The sequence below is a fragment of the Bacillus sp. M5A3_1b genome (assembly GCF_053345335.1).
Map to the genome: position 1 here is coordinate 262,372 of NZ_JBKEZY010000001.1, position 15,333 is coordinate 277,704.

15 protein-coding genes are annotated in these 15,333 nt (G+C 35.7%); 4 read left to right on the forward strand and 11 right to left on the reverse strand.

Going from position 1 to position 15,333, the window contains the following annotated elements; genetic code table 11:
• Nucleotides 1-64: 64 nt before the first annotated feature.
• Nucleotides 65-988 carry a protoheme IX farnesyltransferase gene (gene ctaB, locus ACLBWW_RS01260; RefSeq protein WP_000017546.1) on the reverse strand — a complete coding sequence of 308 codons (924 nt, stop codon included), beginning with the start codon at nt 986-988 and terminating at the stop codon, nt 65-67.
• 496 nt (nt 989-1,484) lie between these two features.
• Here ctaB and ctaA point away from each other — a divergent pair, with 496 nt between their 5' ends.
• Nucleotides 1,485-2,417, forward strand: a complete 933-nt coding sequence (gene ctaA / locus ACLBWW_RS01265; protein WP_048546112.1) for a heme A synthase — start codon at nt 1,485-1,487, stop codon at nt 2,415-2,417.
• A gap of 236 nt (nt 2,418-2,653) precedes the next feature.
• Here the strand turns inward: ctaA and pyc are convergent, their stop codons facing one another.
• The 3 genes from pyc to ACLBWW_RS01280 form a co-directional block, all read right to left on the reverse strand.
• Complete coding sequence (gene pyc, locus ACLBWW_RS01270; RefSeq protein WP_048546114.1) at nt 2,654-6,100, reverse strand: pyruvate carboxylase; 3,447 nt, start codon at nt 6,098-6,100, stop codon at nt 2,654-2,656.
• A 334-nt stretch (nt 6,101-6,434) separates the two neighbouring features.
• Nucleotides 6,435-7,616 carry a putative lipid II flippase FtsW gene (gene ftsW, locus ACLBWW_RS01275; RefSeq protein ID WP_048546116.1) on the reverse strand — a complete coding sequence of 394 codons (1,182 nt, stop codon included), beginning with the start codon at nt 7,614-7,616 and terminating at the stop codon, nt 6,435-6,437.
• A gap of 125 nt (nt 7,617-7,741) precedes the next feature.
• Nucleotides 7,742-8,029: a YlaN family protein gene (locus ACLBWW_RS01280; protein WP_000135698.1), complete on the reverse strand. Its 288-nt coding sequence runs from the start codon at nt 8,027-8,029 to the stop codon at nt 7,742-7,744.
• A 150-nt stretch (nt 8,030-8,179) separates the two neighbouring features.
• On the opposite strand from ACLBWW_RS01280, the gene ACLBWW_RS01285 reads away from it, so the two are divergent.
• Nucleotides 8,180-8,677 (forward strand): hypothetical protein, encoded by a 498-nt coding sequence (locus ACLBWW_RS01285; protein WP_048546118.1) that lies wholly within the window; start codon nt 8,180-8,182, stop codon nt 8,675-8,677.
• 45 nt (nt 8,678-8,722) lie between these two features.
• On the opposite strand, the gene ACLBWW_RS01290 is transcribed toward ACLBWW_RS01285, so the two are convergent.
• The gene (locus ACLBWW_RS01290) at nt 8,723-10,051 is read right to left on the reverse strand and encodes a PhoH family protein (protein WP_000358079.1); all 1,329 of its coding nucleotides are present in this window, start codon (nt 10,049-10,051) and stop codon (nt 8,723-8,725) included.
• Nucleotides 10,052-10,297: 246 nt separating this feature from the next.
• Entirely contained in the window at nt 10,298-10,753 is a 456-nt protein-coding gene (locus tag ACLBWW_RS01295; RefSeq protein ID WP_048546122.1) for a pyridoxamine 5'-phosphate oxidase family protein, read from the reverse strand.
• Between the two features lie 145 nt (nt 10,754-10,898).
• Here ACLBWW_RS01295 and ACLBWW_RS01300 point away from each other — a divergent pair, with 145 nt between their 5' ends.
• The gene (locus ACLBWW_RS01300) at nt 10,899-11,099 is read left to right on the forward strand and encodes a YlaI family protein (RefSeq protein WP_001995040.1); all 201 of its coding nucleotides are present in this window, start codon (nt 10,899-10,901) and stop codon (nt 11,097-11,099) included.
• Nucleotides 11,100-11,134: 35 nt separating this feature from the next.
• On the opposite strand, the gene ACLBWW_RS01305 is transcribed toward ACLBWW_RS01300, so the two are convergent.
• From ACLBWW_RS01305 to typA, 3 genes are all read right to left on the reverse strand, one after another.
• Entirely contained in the window at nt 11,135-11,410 is a 276-nt protein-coding gene (locus tag ACLBWW_RS01305; RefSeq protein ID WP_046956451.1) for a hypothetical protein, read from the reverse strand.
• A gap of 14 nt (nt 11,411-11,424) precedes the next feature.
• Nucleotides 11,425-11,727 (reverse strand): YlaH-like family protein, encoded by a 303-nt coding sequence (locus ACLBWW_RS01310; RefSeq protein WP_000893656.1) that lies wholly within the window; start codon nt 11,725-11,727, stop codon nt 11,425-11,427.
• Nucleotides 11,728-11,883: 156 nt separating this feature from the next.
• Complete coding sequence (typA, locus tag ACLBWW_RS01315) at nt 11,884-13,728, reverse strand: translational GTPase TypA (RefSeq protein WP_000914755.1); 1,845 nt, start codon at nt 13,726-13,728, stop codon at nt 11,884-11,886.
• Between the two features lie 140 nt (nt 13,729-13,868).
• On the opposite strand from typA, the gene ACLBWW_RS01320 reads away from it, so the two are divergent.
• Complete coding sequence (locus ACLBWW_RS01320; protein WP_000400128.1) at nt 13,869-14,048, forward strand: DUF5325 family protein; 180 nt, start codon at nt 13,869-13,871, stop codon at nt 14,046-14,048.
• A 44-nt stretch (nt 14,049-14,092) separates the two neighbouring features.
• Here the strand turns inward: ACLBWW_RS01320 and ACLBWW_RS01325 are convergent, their stop codons facing one another.
• Nucleotides 14,093-14,884 carry an inositol monophosphatase family protein gene (locus ACLBWW_RS01325; RefSeq protein WP_048546124.1) on the reverse strand — a complete coding sequence of 264 codons (792 nt, stop codon included), beginning with the start codon at nt 14,882-14,884 and terminating at the stop codon, nt 14,093-14,095.
• 88 nt (nt 14,885-14,972) lie between these two features.
• A complete protein-coding gene (locus tag ACLBWW_RS01330; protein WP_001250166.1) occupies nt 14,973-15,161 on the reverse strand; it encodes a hypothetical protein in 189 nt (62 codons plus the stop codon).
• Nucleotides 15,162-15,333 lie beyond the last annotated feature (172 nt).

Consider the following 15,333-nt stretch of genomic DNA (forward strand, 5'->3'; position numbering starts at 1 on the left):
AGATTGTACTTTATAGTTAAGTAAAGTAAATCTCAACGTAAAGAAATCCAATTATGTCGTTGTCTTAGAAGAATGTAACTACAATCATTGATACAAATAAGATTGTTAAATAATTTAGGGAATAAACAAACATTTGCACGGACCATTTGATGTCATCTTGCTTACGGAAGCCATAAAATCCTAAAACGATCCATCCGATGTTTAACAATGTTGCAATTACCATAAATGTTATCCCTAGTCCACTCATATAAAATGGTAGTGGTAATAAACATACTGTCCAAATCATAATTTGGCGTTTCGTAATTTCAAATCCATGAACTACAGGAAGCATTGGAATTCCTGCATTTCGATATTCATCAACACGTTTCATCGCTAATGCGAGGAAATGTGGGATTTGCCAAATAAACATAATTAAAAATAACATCCAAGCAATTGGATGGCCTAAAGATGGATCGATTGCTGCCCATCCAATTAAAGGTGGAACTGCTCCAGATATACTACCTACAACAGTATTTAGTGTATACTTTCTCTTTGTCCATAACGTATATAAGACAACATATGTGAAAGCACCAATAAATCCCATTAATACTGCCATTGGTGTTGTTAATAATAAAAATACAAATCCAAGAAGTAATATAACTAGTCCAAATGTAAGTGCAAATCCCGGTTTATACTTCCCAGTAACTGTTGGACGGGTTTTTGTTCTTTCCATTAACGGGTCGATGTCTCGATCAATGTAGTTATTTAAACAACATACCCCTGCCATAATTAATCCAGAACCAACGATTGTAAAGAATAACTTATCCAGATTGTCCATCACACTTAATCCATTAAAATGTAATGCCAACCAAAATCCTGTAAATACAGTAAGTGTATTTGAGTTTACAATCCCCATTTTAACGAGCGCTGATAAATCTTGTAGCCGAGTTGTTTCCGGTACACTTGTAACAGCTGACTCATCATGCAGCTCACTTGTTGCATGGCTCATCACTTTAACCCCCTCTTAAAACTTTCATCTTTCTTTTTGCGCCTATTTCGAATGAAATATTTCGCTTCTATATAGCAATATTATTACAGTAGAAATATTGTTAATCCATTCTACTACTAATCTACGCCCATACTCCAATATATTAAATCACATTTCCCGAACATTTTGTGAAGAAAACATGAACTTTTTGTGTCGAATATAAAAACTTAATTCTTACTTGTCCTTATCATAACATGATGTTACCTTCTATAATAAACTTTTTTGTCATATTTAACACGTATTCTCCCCATATCTTTTCAAAATAGCCTGTTTTTCACCTAAAAATTCCCTTATACATCCTATTTCCACACCCATTTTCTCTCCCCTGTCTGCCCCCGCCATTTCTTTGCTATTTTATTATTTTTTATATATCATAGGAACTAGCGCTTTTTATTCTATACATAATGGAATGAAAATATTTCGCAATAACTTCATAGCAGAAAGATGGTGAAATAGATTGCAACGCTTTATTAAATGGTTAGCAGTCATTACGAGTCTTGATTTATTAATAGTTTTACTAGGAGGCGCCTTAGTTACAAAAACAGGTTCTGGCCAAGGGTGCGGTAAATCATGGCCACTTTGTAACGGTGAATTTGTTCCATCTAATTTATCAATGGAAACTATTATTGAACTAAGTCACCGCCTTACATCAGGATCAGCAGGAATTCTTGTCACTCTCCTTTGTATTTTGTCCTGGAAATATTATAAACATGTGCGCGAAACAAAAACGTTAGCAATTTTATCCTTCGTATTTTTAGTTGCGCAAGCATTAATGGGAGCGGCAGCAGTTGTTTGGGGACAAATGCCAGCTGTACTTGCTATCCATTTCGGTATTTCCTTAATTTCATTTGCTTCTGTCATTTTATTAACGTGTCTTATCTTTGAAATTGATCAGAAATTTGATGCACGTTCACTTATTATGGACAAAAAAATGAAATTTCATATTTATGGTGTAACAATTTACAGTTATATTGTCGTCTACACAGGTGCTTTAGTACGTCACGAACGAGCTAGCTTAGCCTGTCCAGACTTTCCTTTATGTAGCAAAAATAGACCTATGCCAACTCAACTACATGAATGGGTTCAAATGGGACATAGAGTTGCAGCGATGTTAATTTTCGCTTGGATACTATACGCGATGATTCTCGCTATTCGCCATTACAAGCAGCAGCCTGTCGTATACTGGGGATGGATCATTTCATTTATCCTTGTTACACTTCAAGCTATCGTAGGAATTTTAGTCGTATTTACAAATGCTAATTTAGTAATGGCATTATTACATTCACTATTCATTTCTTGCTTGTTTGCTGTACTATGCTATTTAGTTATGTTAGGTACACGAAGTAAAGTGAATGCAAAAGAAGCTGAATCAACTTCTAAACAAACATAATAAAGTTAAATTAAAATACCTTGCCGAATTGGCAAGGTATTTTTTGCAATAAAGTGAAACTTTAATCAGTGGGGGTCTTCATCCCCACTGATTATTAGCCCGCACCAATCAGACTTTTATGGGCAGTTGATCCCCCATCTAACATCTTTGTTTTCGCTGAATTTTGAGGCGGGTGTCTTACTGCCCGGCGAATAGCGGAAAAAAAAGAGCTGCATTTACACAGCTCTTTTTCTTTTTTAGTGATCTAATTCAATGAGTAAGTCACCCGTCTGAATTGCATCTCCATCGTTAACATATACTTTTTTCACTTTCCCATTGAACGGCGCTTGAACTGTCGTTTCCATTTTCATCGCTTCTGTAATTGCCATAGAATCGCCTTTTTTCACTTCATCGCCTTCTTTAACAACTACTTTAATAACCGTTCCTGGCATTGTTGCACTAATGTGGTTTGGGTTTTCACGGTTTCCTTTCACACGTTGTGCCACTGTTGCTTTCACACTTTCGTCTTTCACAACTATCTCACGTGGTTGACCGTTAAACTCCAAGTAAAGAACACGATTTCCATCTGGCTGAGGCTCTCCGATTGATACTAGTTTAACCATCAATGTTTTACCTTGTTCGATTTCCACATTGATTTCTTCACCAAGTCTCATACCATAGAAGAATGTCGGTGTATCAAGCACAGATACACTTCCATAAAGCTCAGCAACTTTTTCGTAATCCATAAATACTTTTGGATATAATGCATATGCAACTACATCAAAAATCGTCACTTCGCGTCCAAGCTTATGGAATAGCTCTTCTTTTAACGCGTCGAAATCTACTGGCTCTAATAATTCACCCGGTCTTACTGTTAATGGCTCTTTCCCTTTTAAAATAATTTCTTGCAACTTTTTCGGGAAACCACCATACGGTTGTCCTAAATCTCCTGAGAACATTTCAACAACAGATCCTGGGAAGTCCATAGAATGCCCACGCTCTAAAACATCTTGTTCTGTTAAGTGATTTTGAACCATAAATAATGCCATATCACCGACAACTTTAGATGATGGCGTTACTTTAACAATATCGCCAAACATGTCATTCACACGGCGGTACATTACTTTCACTTCATCGAAGCGATCTCCTAAACCAACCGCTTTCGCTTGTTGTTGTAGATTACTATACTGTCCGCCTGGCATTTCGTGCATATATACCTCTGTATGAGGTGCATTCATACCACTTTCAAACGGTGCGTAGTATTTACGTACATCTTCCCAATAATGAGATAGTTTTTCTAATGAATCTATATTAACGTCTGGCTGTCTTTCGTTTCCACCTAATGCATAGTATAGCGTGTTCGCACTTGGTTGTGACGTTTGACCAGCCATAGAACTTACTGCTACATCGACAATGTCAACACCTGCTTCAATTGCCTTTGTATACGTTAATATACCATTTCCACTCGTATCGTGTGTATGCAAGTGAATCGGAATCGATACCGTCTCTTTTAATGCAGAAACTAAATCATATGCCGCATTAGGTTTTAATAAGCCTGCCATATCTTTAATTCCTAATATATGTGCTCCTGATGCTTCTAACTCTTTTGCTAAGTTTTTATAGTAATTTAAATCATATTTACTACGTAACGGATCATGAATATCTCCTGTGTAGCACATTGTTGCTTCTGCAATTTTACCAGTATCTCGTACAGCATCAATCGCAACTCTCATACCTTCTACCCAGTTTAAGCTATCAAAAATACGGAACACATCAATTCCAGCTTGAGCAGAACATTCCACAAATTTTTGAATTAAATTATCCGGATAGTTTTTGTAACCAACTGCGTTTGAAGAACGAAGTAACATTTGGAATAAAACGTTTGGCATTTTTTCACGAAGATCTAGTAATCGTTCCCATGGATCTTCCTTTAAGAAACGATATGCAACATCAAACGTTGCACCACCCCACATTTCCGCTGAGAATAGGTTCGGTAACATTCTCGCTGTCGGCTCTGCAATTTGATGTAAATCTTTTGTACGAATACGCGTCGCCAGTAATGACTGATGCGCATCACGGAATGTTGTATCCGTTAAAAGTACACGCTTTTGATCTTGTACCCATTTTACTAATCCGTCCGCTCCACGCTCATCCAAAATTTGTTTCGTTCCATTTTGAACCGGCTCTGAGTGTAATACATTCGGTATACGAGCATCCGGGAAAATTGGTTTCTCTTTTTTCCCTACTCCTGGGAAGCCATTTACTGTTACTGACCCAATGTAATTTAACATTTTTGTTCCGCGGTCTTTACGTTTCGGGAACAGGAATAGTTCAGGTGACGCATCAATAAATGAAGTGTCATATTCTCCTGATAAGAAGTTTTTATGTTTTACTACATTCTCTAGGAATGGAATATTTGTTTTAATACCACGAATACGGAACTCTTTTAAGTTACGTTCCATTTTCGCAGCAGCTTGTTCAAAAGTAAGTGCCCATGTTGTAACTTTTACAAGTAAAGAATCATAGTATGGTGTAATAACAGCACCTTGGAAACTATTACCTGTATCAAGACGAACACCGAAACCACCGCCTGATCGGTATGCCATAATTTTTCCTGTATCCGGCATGAAATTATTTAGTGGGTCCTCAGTCGTTACACGAGATTGGATCGCAAATCCATGAACAACTACTTCCTCTTGCTTCGGAACACCTACCATTTTACTATGTAATGCATGTCCATCAGCTATTAAAATTTGCGATTGAACGATATCTACCCCTGTGATCATTTCTGTAATTGTATGTTCAACTTGAACACGCGGATTTACTTCAATAAAGTAAAACTCATCACCTTTTACAAGAAATTCTACTGTTCCTGCGTTTAAATAATTTACATTTTTCGTTAATTTCACAGCAGCATCACAAATACGCTGACGCAAATCATCTGAAAGCGACACACTAGGTGCAATTTCTACCACTTTTTGGTGACGACGTTGTACAGAACAGTCACGCTCGTATAAATGAACAACATTGCCCTCTTCATCTGCTAAAATTTGAACTTCTATATGTTTAGGTTTTTCAACGAATTTTTCAACGTATACTTCATCATTACCAAAGGCTGCTTTCGCTTCTGACTTCGCTCGATTATACGATTCTCTTAATTCTTCACTACTACGTACAATACGCATACCACGACCACCACCGCCAAGGGAAGCTTTAATAATAATCGGGTAATCATACTTTTCAGCAAATTCTCCAACTTCTTCTACTGAATTTACCGGTCCATCACTACCAGGAATAACTGGAATTTGTGCTAGCTGCGCTTGTGTTCTTGCTTTCACTTTATCTCCAAACATATCTAAATGCTTACTCTTTGGACCAATAAAGATAATCCCTTCTTCTTCACAACGTTTTGCGAATTGAATATTTTCTGACAAGAAACCATATCCAGGGTGGATTGCATCTACATGATTACTTTTCGCAATCTCAATAATGCCCTCAATATCTAGATAAGCATCAATTGGCTTTTTCCCTTCCCCAACTAAATAGGACTCATCGGCTTTATAACGATGATAAGAACCACTATCCTCTTTAGAATAGATTGCAACTGTTTTTAATCCAAGTTCCGAACAAGCTCGAAACACACGAATTGCAATCTCTCCACGGTTAGCTACCAATACTTTTTGAATACGTTGCAGCTTTGTCATGATTTTCCCCCTCTACTTTCCTACCACTCTAGAGATAAAATATATACACACCATAAAGAGCGTGAAGTTCTTCACTTTCTACATTATATTATACTTAGAAAGCTTCACTTTATTTTTATCCATCATACCTTATTTTTTAACAAATGATAAGTTTTCTGATCAATTTGTTTCACAAAAATAGTATAGCATACCTCTTCCTTTTCTAACAACTTAATTGTATATCACATTTAATTTAATGTGATATATTTTTTAGTGTATATACCAATTAATGCATCCTATTTAATATTTCTTGCACATAAAAAAACACATCGCGCTCTAAAGCACAATGTGTTTTTTATTTTACTACAACAAGACGCGGTCCATCTTGCTCTCTTTCTTTCATTACCTCATTTTGTTGTTTCTCTTGTCGTTTTACATGACTAGCAACATTTAATAATATACCCATCGCAATTAGATTAGCCAATAAAGAACTACCACCATAACTAATAAACGGTAAAGGTACTCCTGTAAGTGGTATTAATCCAGACATACCACCAACATTAACAAAAGTTTGTATCCCAATTAAACTTGCAATTCCGATTGCAATTAAACTTCCAAATGGATCTTTACACTTCTGTGCTACTCTAAACGAACGAATGATAATAAGTAGTAAACAGATTAAAATGATAGCTACACCTATAAAACCTAGTTCTTCAGATATAATCGCCATAATAAAATCCGTTTGCGGCTCTGGTAAGTAGCCATACTTTTGTATACTATTTCCTAGTCCTCTACCATTTAACCCACCTGAGGCAATTCCAATAAATGAATTTATTAATTGAAATCCATCTTTTTGCGGATCGCTAAATGGATCAAGAAAAACTGAAAATCGAGCTTTTTGGTACTGACTTAATTTATAGTTTCCGATAAAATACAACGCCGGAACCCACACGACAGATGTTAATAAAAATCTTTTAATCCACAAGTTAACATTAACTCCTGAACAGAAGAACATAATTAACACTGTTCCACCTATTAATATGTCAGTTCCTAAGTCATTTTGTAATAAAATTAACACCATCGATCCACCGACAACAAATATAGGAGGTATTATCCCTTGAAAAAAAGGGGTTTGCCTCTCTTGTTTCTTAGCAAAAAAACTTGCTAGCGTAATAATAACTGCTATTTTTACAAACTCAGCTGGTTGTATACCTAGTATCCATCCTTTTGCACCATTGATTACCTTACCGAAAAGGAAAGCTGCTGTTAGTAAGCCGAGACTCCCTAACCCCATCGCTGCAAGCACTATTTTTTTCTTCCAAAATTTATAAGGAATTACAGCGACAATCACTAGTATTACCGTTCCAATAGCAAGAGCAACTAATTGTTTTTTAAAAAAGTGATCTGCTGGCCAGTTATATTTCGACGAAATCGCGACAATGGAACTAGAACTATATACCATTATAACTCCCAACACACATAAGATAACAAGAGGAAGTAATAATGAATAATCCATTGATTTCCATACTCTTTTCATTTCATTTCCTCTTTCTGTTTCAATTTAATTATTGTTGTATTCCATATGTACATTGATTCTTCCTGCTTTATTATACAAATAAAAAGCCCAAACTATTTCAGTTTGAGCCCCCCTATTTGAACCCGTTATTGTTGTTTGTTCGTAAATGCTTCATGAAGTGCAGATAACTCACGTTCAAGCTCTCCTAACATTGCTTTCCCTTGTTCTTCTGCAATAAGACCAAGGCGAACTGCAAAATCGACCTCGCGGGATAGTCCAAACATTTGTGTGTCTAACACTTCTTCATATAATGGACATTGCGGCATTGTAAGGTTGTCCATTTGCACCTTAATAAGTCTTAAAATCTTCTCCGCATCCGCTTGTAGAAGGGCTAGTGCCTTTTCCTGATGATTTGATACTGTCTCAGACGCCAAATTGATTCCCTCCGTTTCCGTCCTACTCTCTCCTATCTATTAATATTAGCGATAGTTTTAGTAAATTGCAATAGAAACATTTTTTGTGACAACCGTGTCTAATGCTATTATACTGAAAAGTGGGAGTATAACACAAATGGGGGAACAACAATGAGCGAAATTTTATTTATTAATGGAAAAGTTCGTTTTCCAATCACTATCGATCCAACTGTTTGGATCTTTGATGATCGAAAAGTAGATTTGACAACTTACTTTGATGAAACAAGAGAAAACACTTCAGAACTAGAAGCTTATTTAAAAAACACTTCAGAGCATTGGGATCGCGAAATCCGTGATGGTGCTGCGTTTCCACCGATACAACAAAGTGTAAAGAAATATAAAAAAGAACAACTAATTACTGGAACGTTCGGTATACCATTTCATCCATTTCTTGCTAACGCCGAAATTTTAGAGGACGCTACGCAAGTCGAAATTGAAACAGTAGATCAAACAATAATACTTCCATTAGAAACTGTAGAAAATGCTATTCTTGGTTTTTCAAAAGAAGGAAAGCCATTAAAAGAGGATGGACCTGTTCATCTATATTACAATGATGGATCTAATAGACAAAATCCAATCCGTAACATCCGTAAATTTACAATTATTTAAAGTGTATACTTGGAAGAAAAAGGAGTGAGCCTCAGCTCACTCCTTTTATAATAAATCCGCTGCAAGTTGAGCTAAATTAGACCGCTCCCCTTTAACAAACTTTACATGACCACTAATACGTTGCTCTTTAAACTTCTCTACAACATATGTTAAACCATTATTATATTCATCCAAATACGGGTGATCAATTTGCTGAGGATCTCCCATTAATACAATTTTACTTTTTTCTCCTACCCTTGTTAATATCGTTTTCACTTCATGCTTCGTTAAATTTTGTGCTTCATCAATTATAATGAACTGATCTGGAATACTTCTCCCACGTATATAGGTAAGGGCCTCTACTTCAATCGAACCCATTCCAGCTAAAATAGCATCTAACTCTCCTGGCTTTTTCGTATTAAATAAATACTCTAGATTATCAAAAATCGGTTGCATCCATGGTCTTAACTTTTCTTCTTTTTCTCCTGGTAAATAACCGATATCTTTTCCGACTGGAACAATTGGCCTTGCAACGAGTAGTTTTTTATATAGTCCTAAATCTTCCGTTTGCATGAGTCCTGAAGCCAACGCGAGTAATGTTTTTCCTGTACCAGCTTTCCCTGTTAACGTGACTAGCGGAATATCTTCACGAAGCAACAATTCTAATCCCATAATTTGCTGCACATTTCGTGGTCGTATCCCCCATACTTGTTCATTGTGAAAAATAAGTTTCTTTACCTTCTTACCTAAATGATCCACAATGCCAAGTGCTGAACTAGATCCCCCTAATGCATCTTTCATTACTACAAACTGATTTGGATAAAAAGGGTGATTTGCAATTTCGGATAAAGGCAATTCACCTTTTTCATAAAAATAATCTAATTGCTCTTTTGATATATACCCTTCTAAAAATCCTGAATATATATTATCTACTTCAATTACACGATCACTTAAATAATCTTCCGCTTTCAAACCAATTGCATCAGCTTTTACCCTTACGAGCACGTCTTTACTTACTAAAATAACAGACTTCCCGTCCTCTTTTTCTTGTTCTTCTAAAGATAGATTTTTTGCTACAGCTAAAATTCGATTATCATTTGTTTTTTCTACAAAAATATCTTGTAGTTGAACAAATGAACGATGATTTAATTCAATACGAAATGTACCGCCGTTTTCTAACGGAATACTTTCATGCAGCTTTCCTATTTCACGAAATTTGTCTATTAACTTAGATACATAACGAGCGTTTCGTCCTACTTCATCCATATAACGTTTTTTCGAATCAACCTCTTCTAATACAACTGCTGGAATCACTACTTCATTTGTTTCAAATGAAAAAATAGATAAAGGATCCTGCAAAAGTACATTCGTATCTAACACATAAATTTTATCCAACCTGTTACCCCCTGACTCCACTTTTAAATTTGTAGAACAAGGGTTTCATCCATAAAATATGGACGAACCATTGTTATAATTATATGTACCGTATAAACGAGGTAGAATCGAAATTCATAGCCATGAAACCTTTTATTTATTTTTTATTCATTTCTATTCAATATATTACTTTTAATTATAATTATTAACATAAAATCACAATAACTGATTACAAAAGTTAATAACTTATTTTCTTATTTATCACATTTATAATTCTTTTATTCCTACTAACACTTGGTTATCCAGCTTTTTCGCTGCGCGAATATCATATGTTTTTTCATAGGTTGGCTCAGTTGCAAGCTTCGCTCCATAAAACATAACATCACGTACTTCTTGTACCTTTACTTCTATTACAGTTAATTTTAGAGGAATGCCTTCCATTCTATCAGTCAAAATTTCACCTGCACCACTTATGGAAAATACGGATTCATTCGCCATTATAGTCAATACTAGCCCAGTACTATGCCGTATATTTTCCACAATACGTGAACGTTGATCTACTGCAAATCGAATACTAGTTTTACTCACTGCATACACCCAAGAAATAGCACTTACGTTAGGAACTTGTTTTTCGAAGTCTGTTGTTGCTACCATAACAATACATTCTTTACGTAACGTTTGTACTAAATCATCTGTTAATGTAGGATCTACTACATTCGCCATATTTCCACCTCCAAATATACTTACTATATCCTTATCATAACTTATTTTTCGAATTGCGAAAATATTATTTTTTCCCGCTATTATTCAAAAATATTACACTTCCATGATATACTTATACTGATAGAATTCGTATTGAGGTGACGAAATGAGAGTCAAGTGTATGATTTGTGATAAAAAAGATATGTTAGATGATGAAAATCCTATGGCAAAAAAACTACGTAACCGCCCTATTCATACATATATGTGCATGGAATGTTCGGAACGAATTGCAGAACGTACGATGGAACGTCATGCAAGTGGTAATTTCCGATTATACCGTGATAAAAAAGTCGAAGACGATTGGTAAAATGTGAATAAGTCCTTAATCATATAGATAAGGACTTATTTATATTTTTCAGGTTCACGATTCATTTGATCCAAAAAACAATCAATAGCTTCTAGCGGAAACCTTGCAGATTTTCTTTCTCCATTCATTTCATATGTAATCAAATACATTTCTTCATTCTTTTTAACTTCCACATTCTTTAATTTATGTTCTTCATATATCATATTTTCAAATAACAAATACGTTTCTTGTGCAGCACGATCATCTGGACGTGCTTCGGCAACTGTTTTAATTGTTAACCAATTATATAACGCATCTTGTACTGAACGCATAAAAATTTGCCCCCTCACCCTGCTTTTTGTTGTCTCGCTTGACGTAAACGCAACCTATAAATCCCAAGTACAATTGCCGCTACAACAAGGCCCTCTCCAACAGGTAAAAAAACTGCAAAGAAAGTTAAAACTGTACATCCAATCGCTAACGATATATATATCACTATATTTTTTATTATTGATAGTTTTCTTGCAAAACCTAAATTATACACAAGTGCACTTAATATAATAATGATGCCATACAGCAACCACATCCCTAGTTCCGGATTTTCATCAACTTTACATAATTTCGCAAAAAACGACATTCTTTCTAACATCATTCATCCCCCTTTCTCACAAGAAACAAATTTTATTTATGTACTTAATACAAGAGTAACCCGCAAAAAAAATACTGTCCACAAAAAAGAGTAAATATTCCAAAAATAAATACAATAAAAAAACAGCCACCCCTCAAAGGTAGCTGTTCTATTATTTTACGCTTCTACAGATTTCTTTTTCTTAGCAGCTCTTTCGCGCTCGCTCTTATCAAGAATCTTTTTACGTAGACGAATTGATTCTGGAGTTACTTCACAGAACTCGTCATCGTTTAAGTACTCTAATGACTCTTCTAAAGTCATTAAGCGAGGTTTTTTCATTGTTGAAGTTTGATCTTTCGTCGCAGAACGAATATTAGTTTGTTGTTTCATTTTTACAACGTTAACTGTTAAGTCATTCTCACGAGTATGTTCTCCAACAATCATACCAGCATATACTTCTGTACCTGGTTCAACGAAGATTACACCACGGTCTTCAACTTGCATAATACCGTATTGTGATGCTTTTCCTGTTTCAAGTGAAACTAGAACACCTTGGCGACGTCCACCAACTTGTCCAGCGTGTACTGGTTGGTAGCAATCGAATGTATGGTTTAAAATACCGTAACCACGAGTTAATGTTAAGAATTCTGTTGTGTAACCAATTAAACCACGTGCTGGAACCATGAAAGTAAGGCGAACTTGACCGTTTCCGTTATTCACCATATCTAACATTTCACCTTTACGTGCACCCATAGATTCCATAATAGAACCAGTGTATTCTTCAGGTACATCGATTTGCACGCGCTCTACAGGCTCACATCTTACGCCATCAACTTCTTTAATAATTACTTCAGGCTTAGATACTTGTAGTTCATAACCTTCACGACGCATGTTTTCAATTAGGATAGATAAATGTAATTCCCCGCGTCCAGATACGATCCACGCATCAGGAGAATCCGTATTATCTACACGTAAACTTACATCTGTTTCTAATTGTGAACGAAGACGCTCTTCAATTTTACGAGATGTAATGAATTTACCTTCACGACCTGCAAATGGGCTGTTATTTACAAGGAATGTCATTTGTAGTGTTGGCTCATCAATACGTAATAATGGTAAAGCCTCTTCATGCTCAACCGGACATACCGTTTCACCTACGTTAATGTCTTCCATACCCGAAACAGCTACTAAATCTCCAGCTTTTGCTTCTTCAATTTCTTGACGTTTTAATCCAATGTAACCAAATAATTTCGTTACACGGAATTGTTTTACAGTTCCATCAACTTTCATTAATGCAACTTGTTGTCCTACTTTCATTGTACCACGGAATACGCGTCCAACCCCGATACGACCAACATAGTCATTGTAATCAAGAAGTGCTACTTGGAATTGAAGTGGCTCTTCGCTGTTATCAACTGGTGCTGGAATATGTTCAATAATTGTGTCAAACAATGATTTCATATTCTCTTCTTGATTTGCTGGATTTGAATCTAAGCTTGCTGTTCCGTTCATTGCTGATGCAAATACAACTGGGAACTCTAATTGATCTTCGTTTGCACCAAGTTCGATGAATAAGTCAACTACTTCATCAACTACTTCATCAGGGCGAGCGAAGTCACGGTCAATTTTGTTTACAACAACGATTGGAGTTAAGTTTTGCTCAAGAGCTTTCTTTAAAACAAATCGTGTTTGTGGCATACAACCTTCATATGCATCAACAACAAGTAGAACACCATCAACCATTTTCATGATACGTTCTACTTCTCCACCGAAGTCAGCGTGACCAGGTGTATCTAAAATGTTAATTCTTTTATCTTCATAGTGAATCGCAGTATTCTTCGCTAAAATTGTAATACCACGTTCTCTTTCTAGATCGTTTGAGTCCATTGCGCGTTCTTCAATATGTTCATTCGCACGGAACGTCCCCGCTTGACGTAATAACTGGTCAACAAGTGTTGTTTTACCATGGTCAACGTGGGCAATAATTGCTATATTTCGTAAATCTTGTCGTTTTTTCAACATGTCCAACTCCTAATGTCTTTTTAATCCTTCTCTATTATAAGAGCGAAGGGGATACAATGGCAATCAAAATAAAATCAAGAATGAAAATATAGTTGTATTCTTACTTTTGTGAAAGTAAAATGAGATTGGAGGGTGAAGAAATGGAACACATTCAATATCGCTTTTTATTAACTGCAATTATCGGTGTTATTTTCTTAATCGGTATCGGCATTATGGTTGCTGAAAATAGTCCCATCGGTATTATTATTTGCATTATCGGCACATTTGTTACAGTTGGATACGGTTTTGTAACAAAAAGAAAAATGCGTAAATCGAAATAACGTCAAAAAGTAAGAAGCGCTTATACAGCCTCTTACTTTTTTTGTTACTCCGCTATAAATCGTAACAACTCTTCATACACTCCTGGTTTTGCAACTAATACGCTGCTCTTCTCTACGATAGAAAGCGGGGATCCAGAAAAAGTTGTCACCTTGCCTCCAACTTCCTCTACAATTATCTGTCCCCCACCAAAATCCCATGGTGATAATCTCGGCGTTACATATGCATCTATTCTTCCTGTTGCAACGTATACCATCTCTAACGCTGCACAGCCATATGATCTCGTGCCTCTTGCTTTCTTAACCAGTGCCATCATACTTTCCTTATTAAGCATTGGATTGTCGGTAAGCCATATCGCATTTAAAGCTACAATACCTTGCTCTACAGTTCCTTTTTCCAATAAAGGTATTGGTACTTCATTACAAAATGCTCCAGCTCCCTTTACCGCATGGTATAATTCATCATGAACTGGATCATAAATGAGTCCAACCTTTCCGATACCGTTCTCATAAATTCCAATTGAAATTGCGAAATTTCTTTTTTGATGAACAAAGTTCATCGTGCCATCAATTGGATCAATTAACCAAACAACCCCATCAGAAGAAGTTACCTCATCTCCATAACCTTCTTCTCCTAAAATATTATGGTTCGGGAATGTTTCTTTAATTTTCCCAATTAAAAACTGTTCTATTTCTCGGTCCATATTTGTTACTAAATCAGCTGCATTGGATTTCGTTTCTATAATAAGTGCTTTTTCCATTGATGCCATTAAAAACTCTCCTGCATCTCGAATCCACTGTTTGGCGTGTGCATCGATGTCTTTCCATACTTCTTGCATGTTTAAACACTCCGATCTATACTGTTCACAGAAAAAACGAACCCTTTATAAGGTTCGCACCAACTAATTTTTTATACATATACTATTATTACGCTTCTAAACGAATCATTTCAAGTCTTAACACTTCTAACTTTTGTACACACTCTTCTTTTTTCAGTTTATCATTTTCCATCATCGCATCATATAAAGTTGCTAATTCATAATCTAGCTCCAAACGTAGCACCGGTATTCTCTTTTCAGCATCTGTTCTCTTTAACGCATTAATCACCTGTCTCATATTATTTGCCTCCTCCCAATATTCGTCTGCCCTCGGACTATAATTGATTCAATATTCTGATTTTTTGTTTTATACTATACTATGTTGGATAAATCATCTATGCAACAAAATTATATTTTTTTATTTAAATTTTTTTGTGCTGTTTTTTTTATGAATAGTACAAGCTATGCTA

Bases quoted from the DNA above. Each gene is read 5' to 3' on its own strand.
- ctaB (WP_000017546.1), bottom strand. From the start codon at position 988: ATGAGCCATGCAACAAGTGAGCTGCATGATGAGTCAGCTGTTACAAGT.
- pyc (WP_048546114.1), bottom strand. From the start codon at position 6,100: ATGACAAAGCTGCAACGTATTCAAAAAGTATTGGTAGCTAACCGTGGA.
- ftsW (WP_048546116.1), bottom strand. From the start codon at position 7,616: ATGAAAAGAGTATGGAAATCAATGGATTATTCATTATTACTTCCTCTT.
- ACLBWW_RS01285 (WP_048546118.1), top strand. From the start codon at position 8,180: ATGAGCGAAATTTTATTTATTAATGGAAAAGTTCGTTTTCCAATCACT.
- ACLBWW_RS01295 (WP_048546122.1), bottom strand. From the start codon at position 10,753: ATGGCGAATGTAGTAGATCCTACATTAACAGATGATTTAGTACAAACG.
- ACLBWW_RS01300 (WP_001995040.1), top strand. From the start codon at position 10,899: ATGAGAGTCAAGTGTATGATTTGTGATAAAAAAGATATGTTAGATGAT.
- ACLBWW_RS01305 (WP_046956451.1), bottom strand. From the start codon at position 11,410: ATGCGTTCAGTACAAGATGCGTTATATAATTGGTTAACAATTAAAACA.
- ACLBWW_RS01310 (WP_000893656.1), bottom strand. From the start codon at position 11,727: ATGTTAGAAAGAATGTCGTTTTTTGCGAAATTATGTAAAGTTGATGAA.
- typA (WP_000914755.1), bottom strand. From the start codon at position 13,728: ATGTTGAAAAAACGACAAGATTTACGAAATATAGCAATTATTGCCCAC.
- ACLBWW_RS01320 (WP_000400128.1), top strand. From the start codon at position 13,869: ATGGAACACATTCAATATCGCTTTTTATTAACTGCAATTATCGGTGTT.
- ACLBWW_RS01325 (WP_048546124.1), bottom strand. From the start codon at position 14,884: ATGCAAGAAGTATGGAAAGACATCGATGCACACGCCAAACAGTGGATT.
- ACLBWW_RS01330 (WP_001250166.1), bottom strand. From the start codon at position 15,161: ATGAGACAGGTGATTAATGCGTTAAAGAGAACAGATGCTGAAAAGAGA.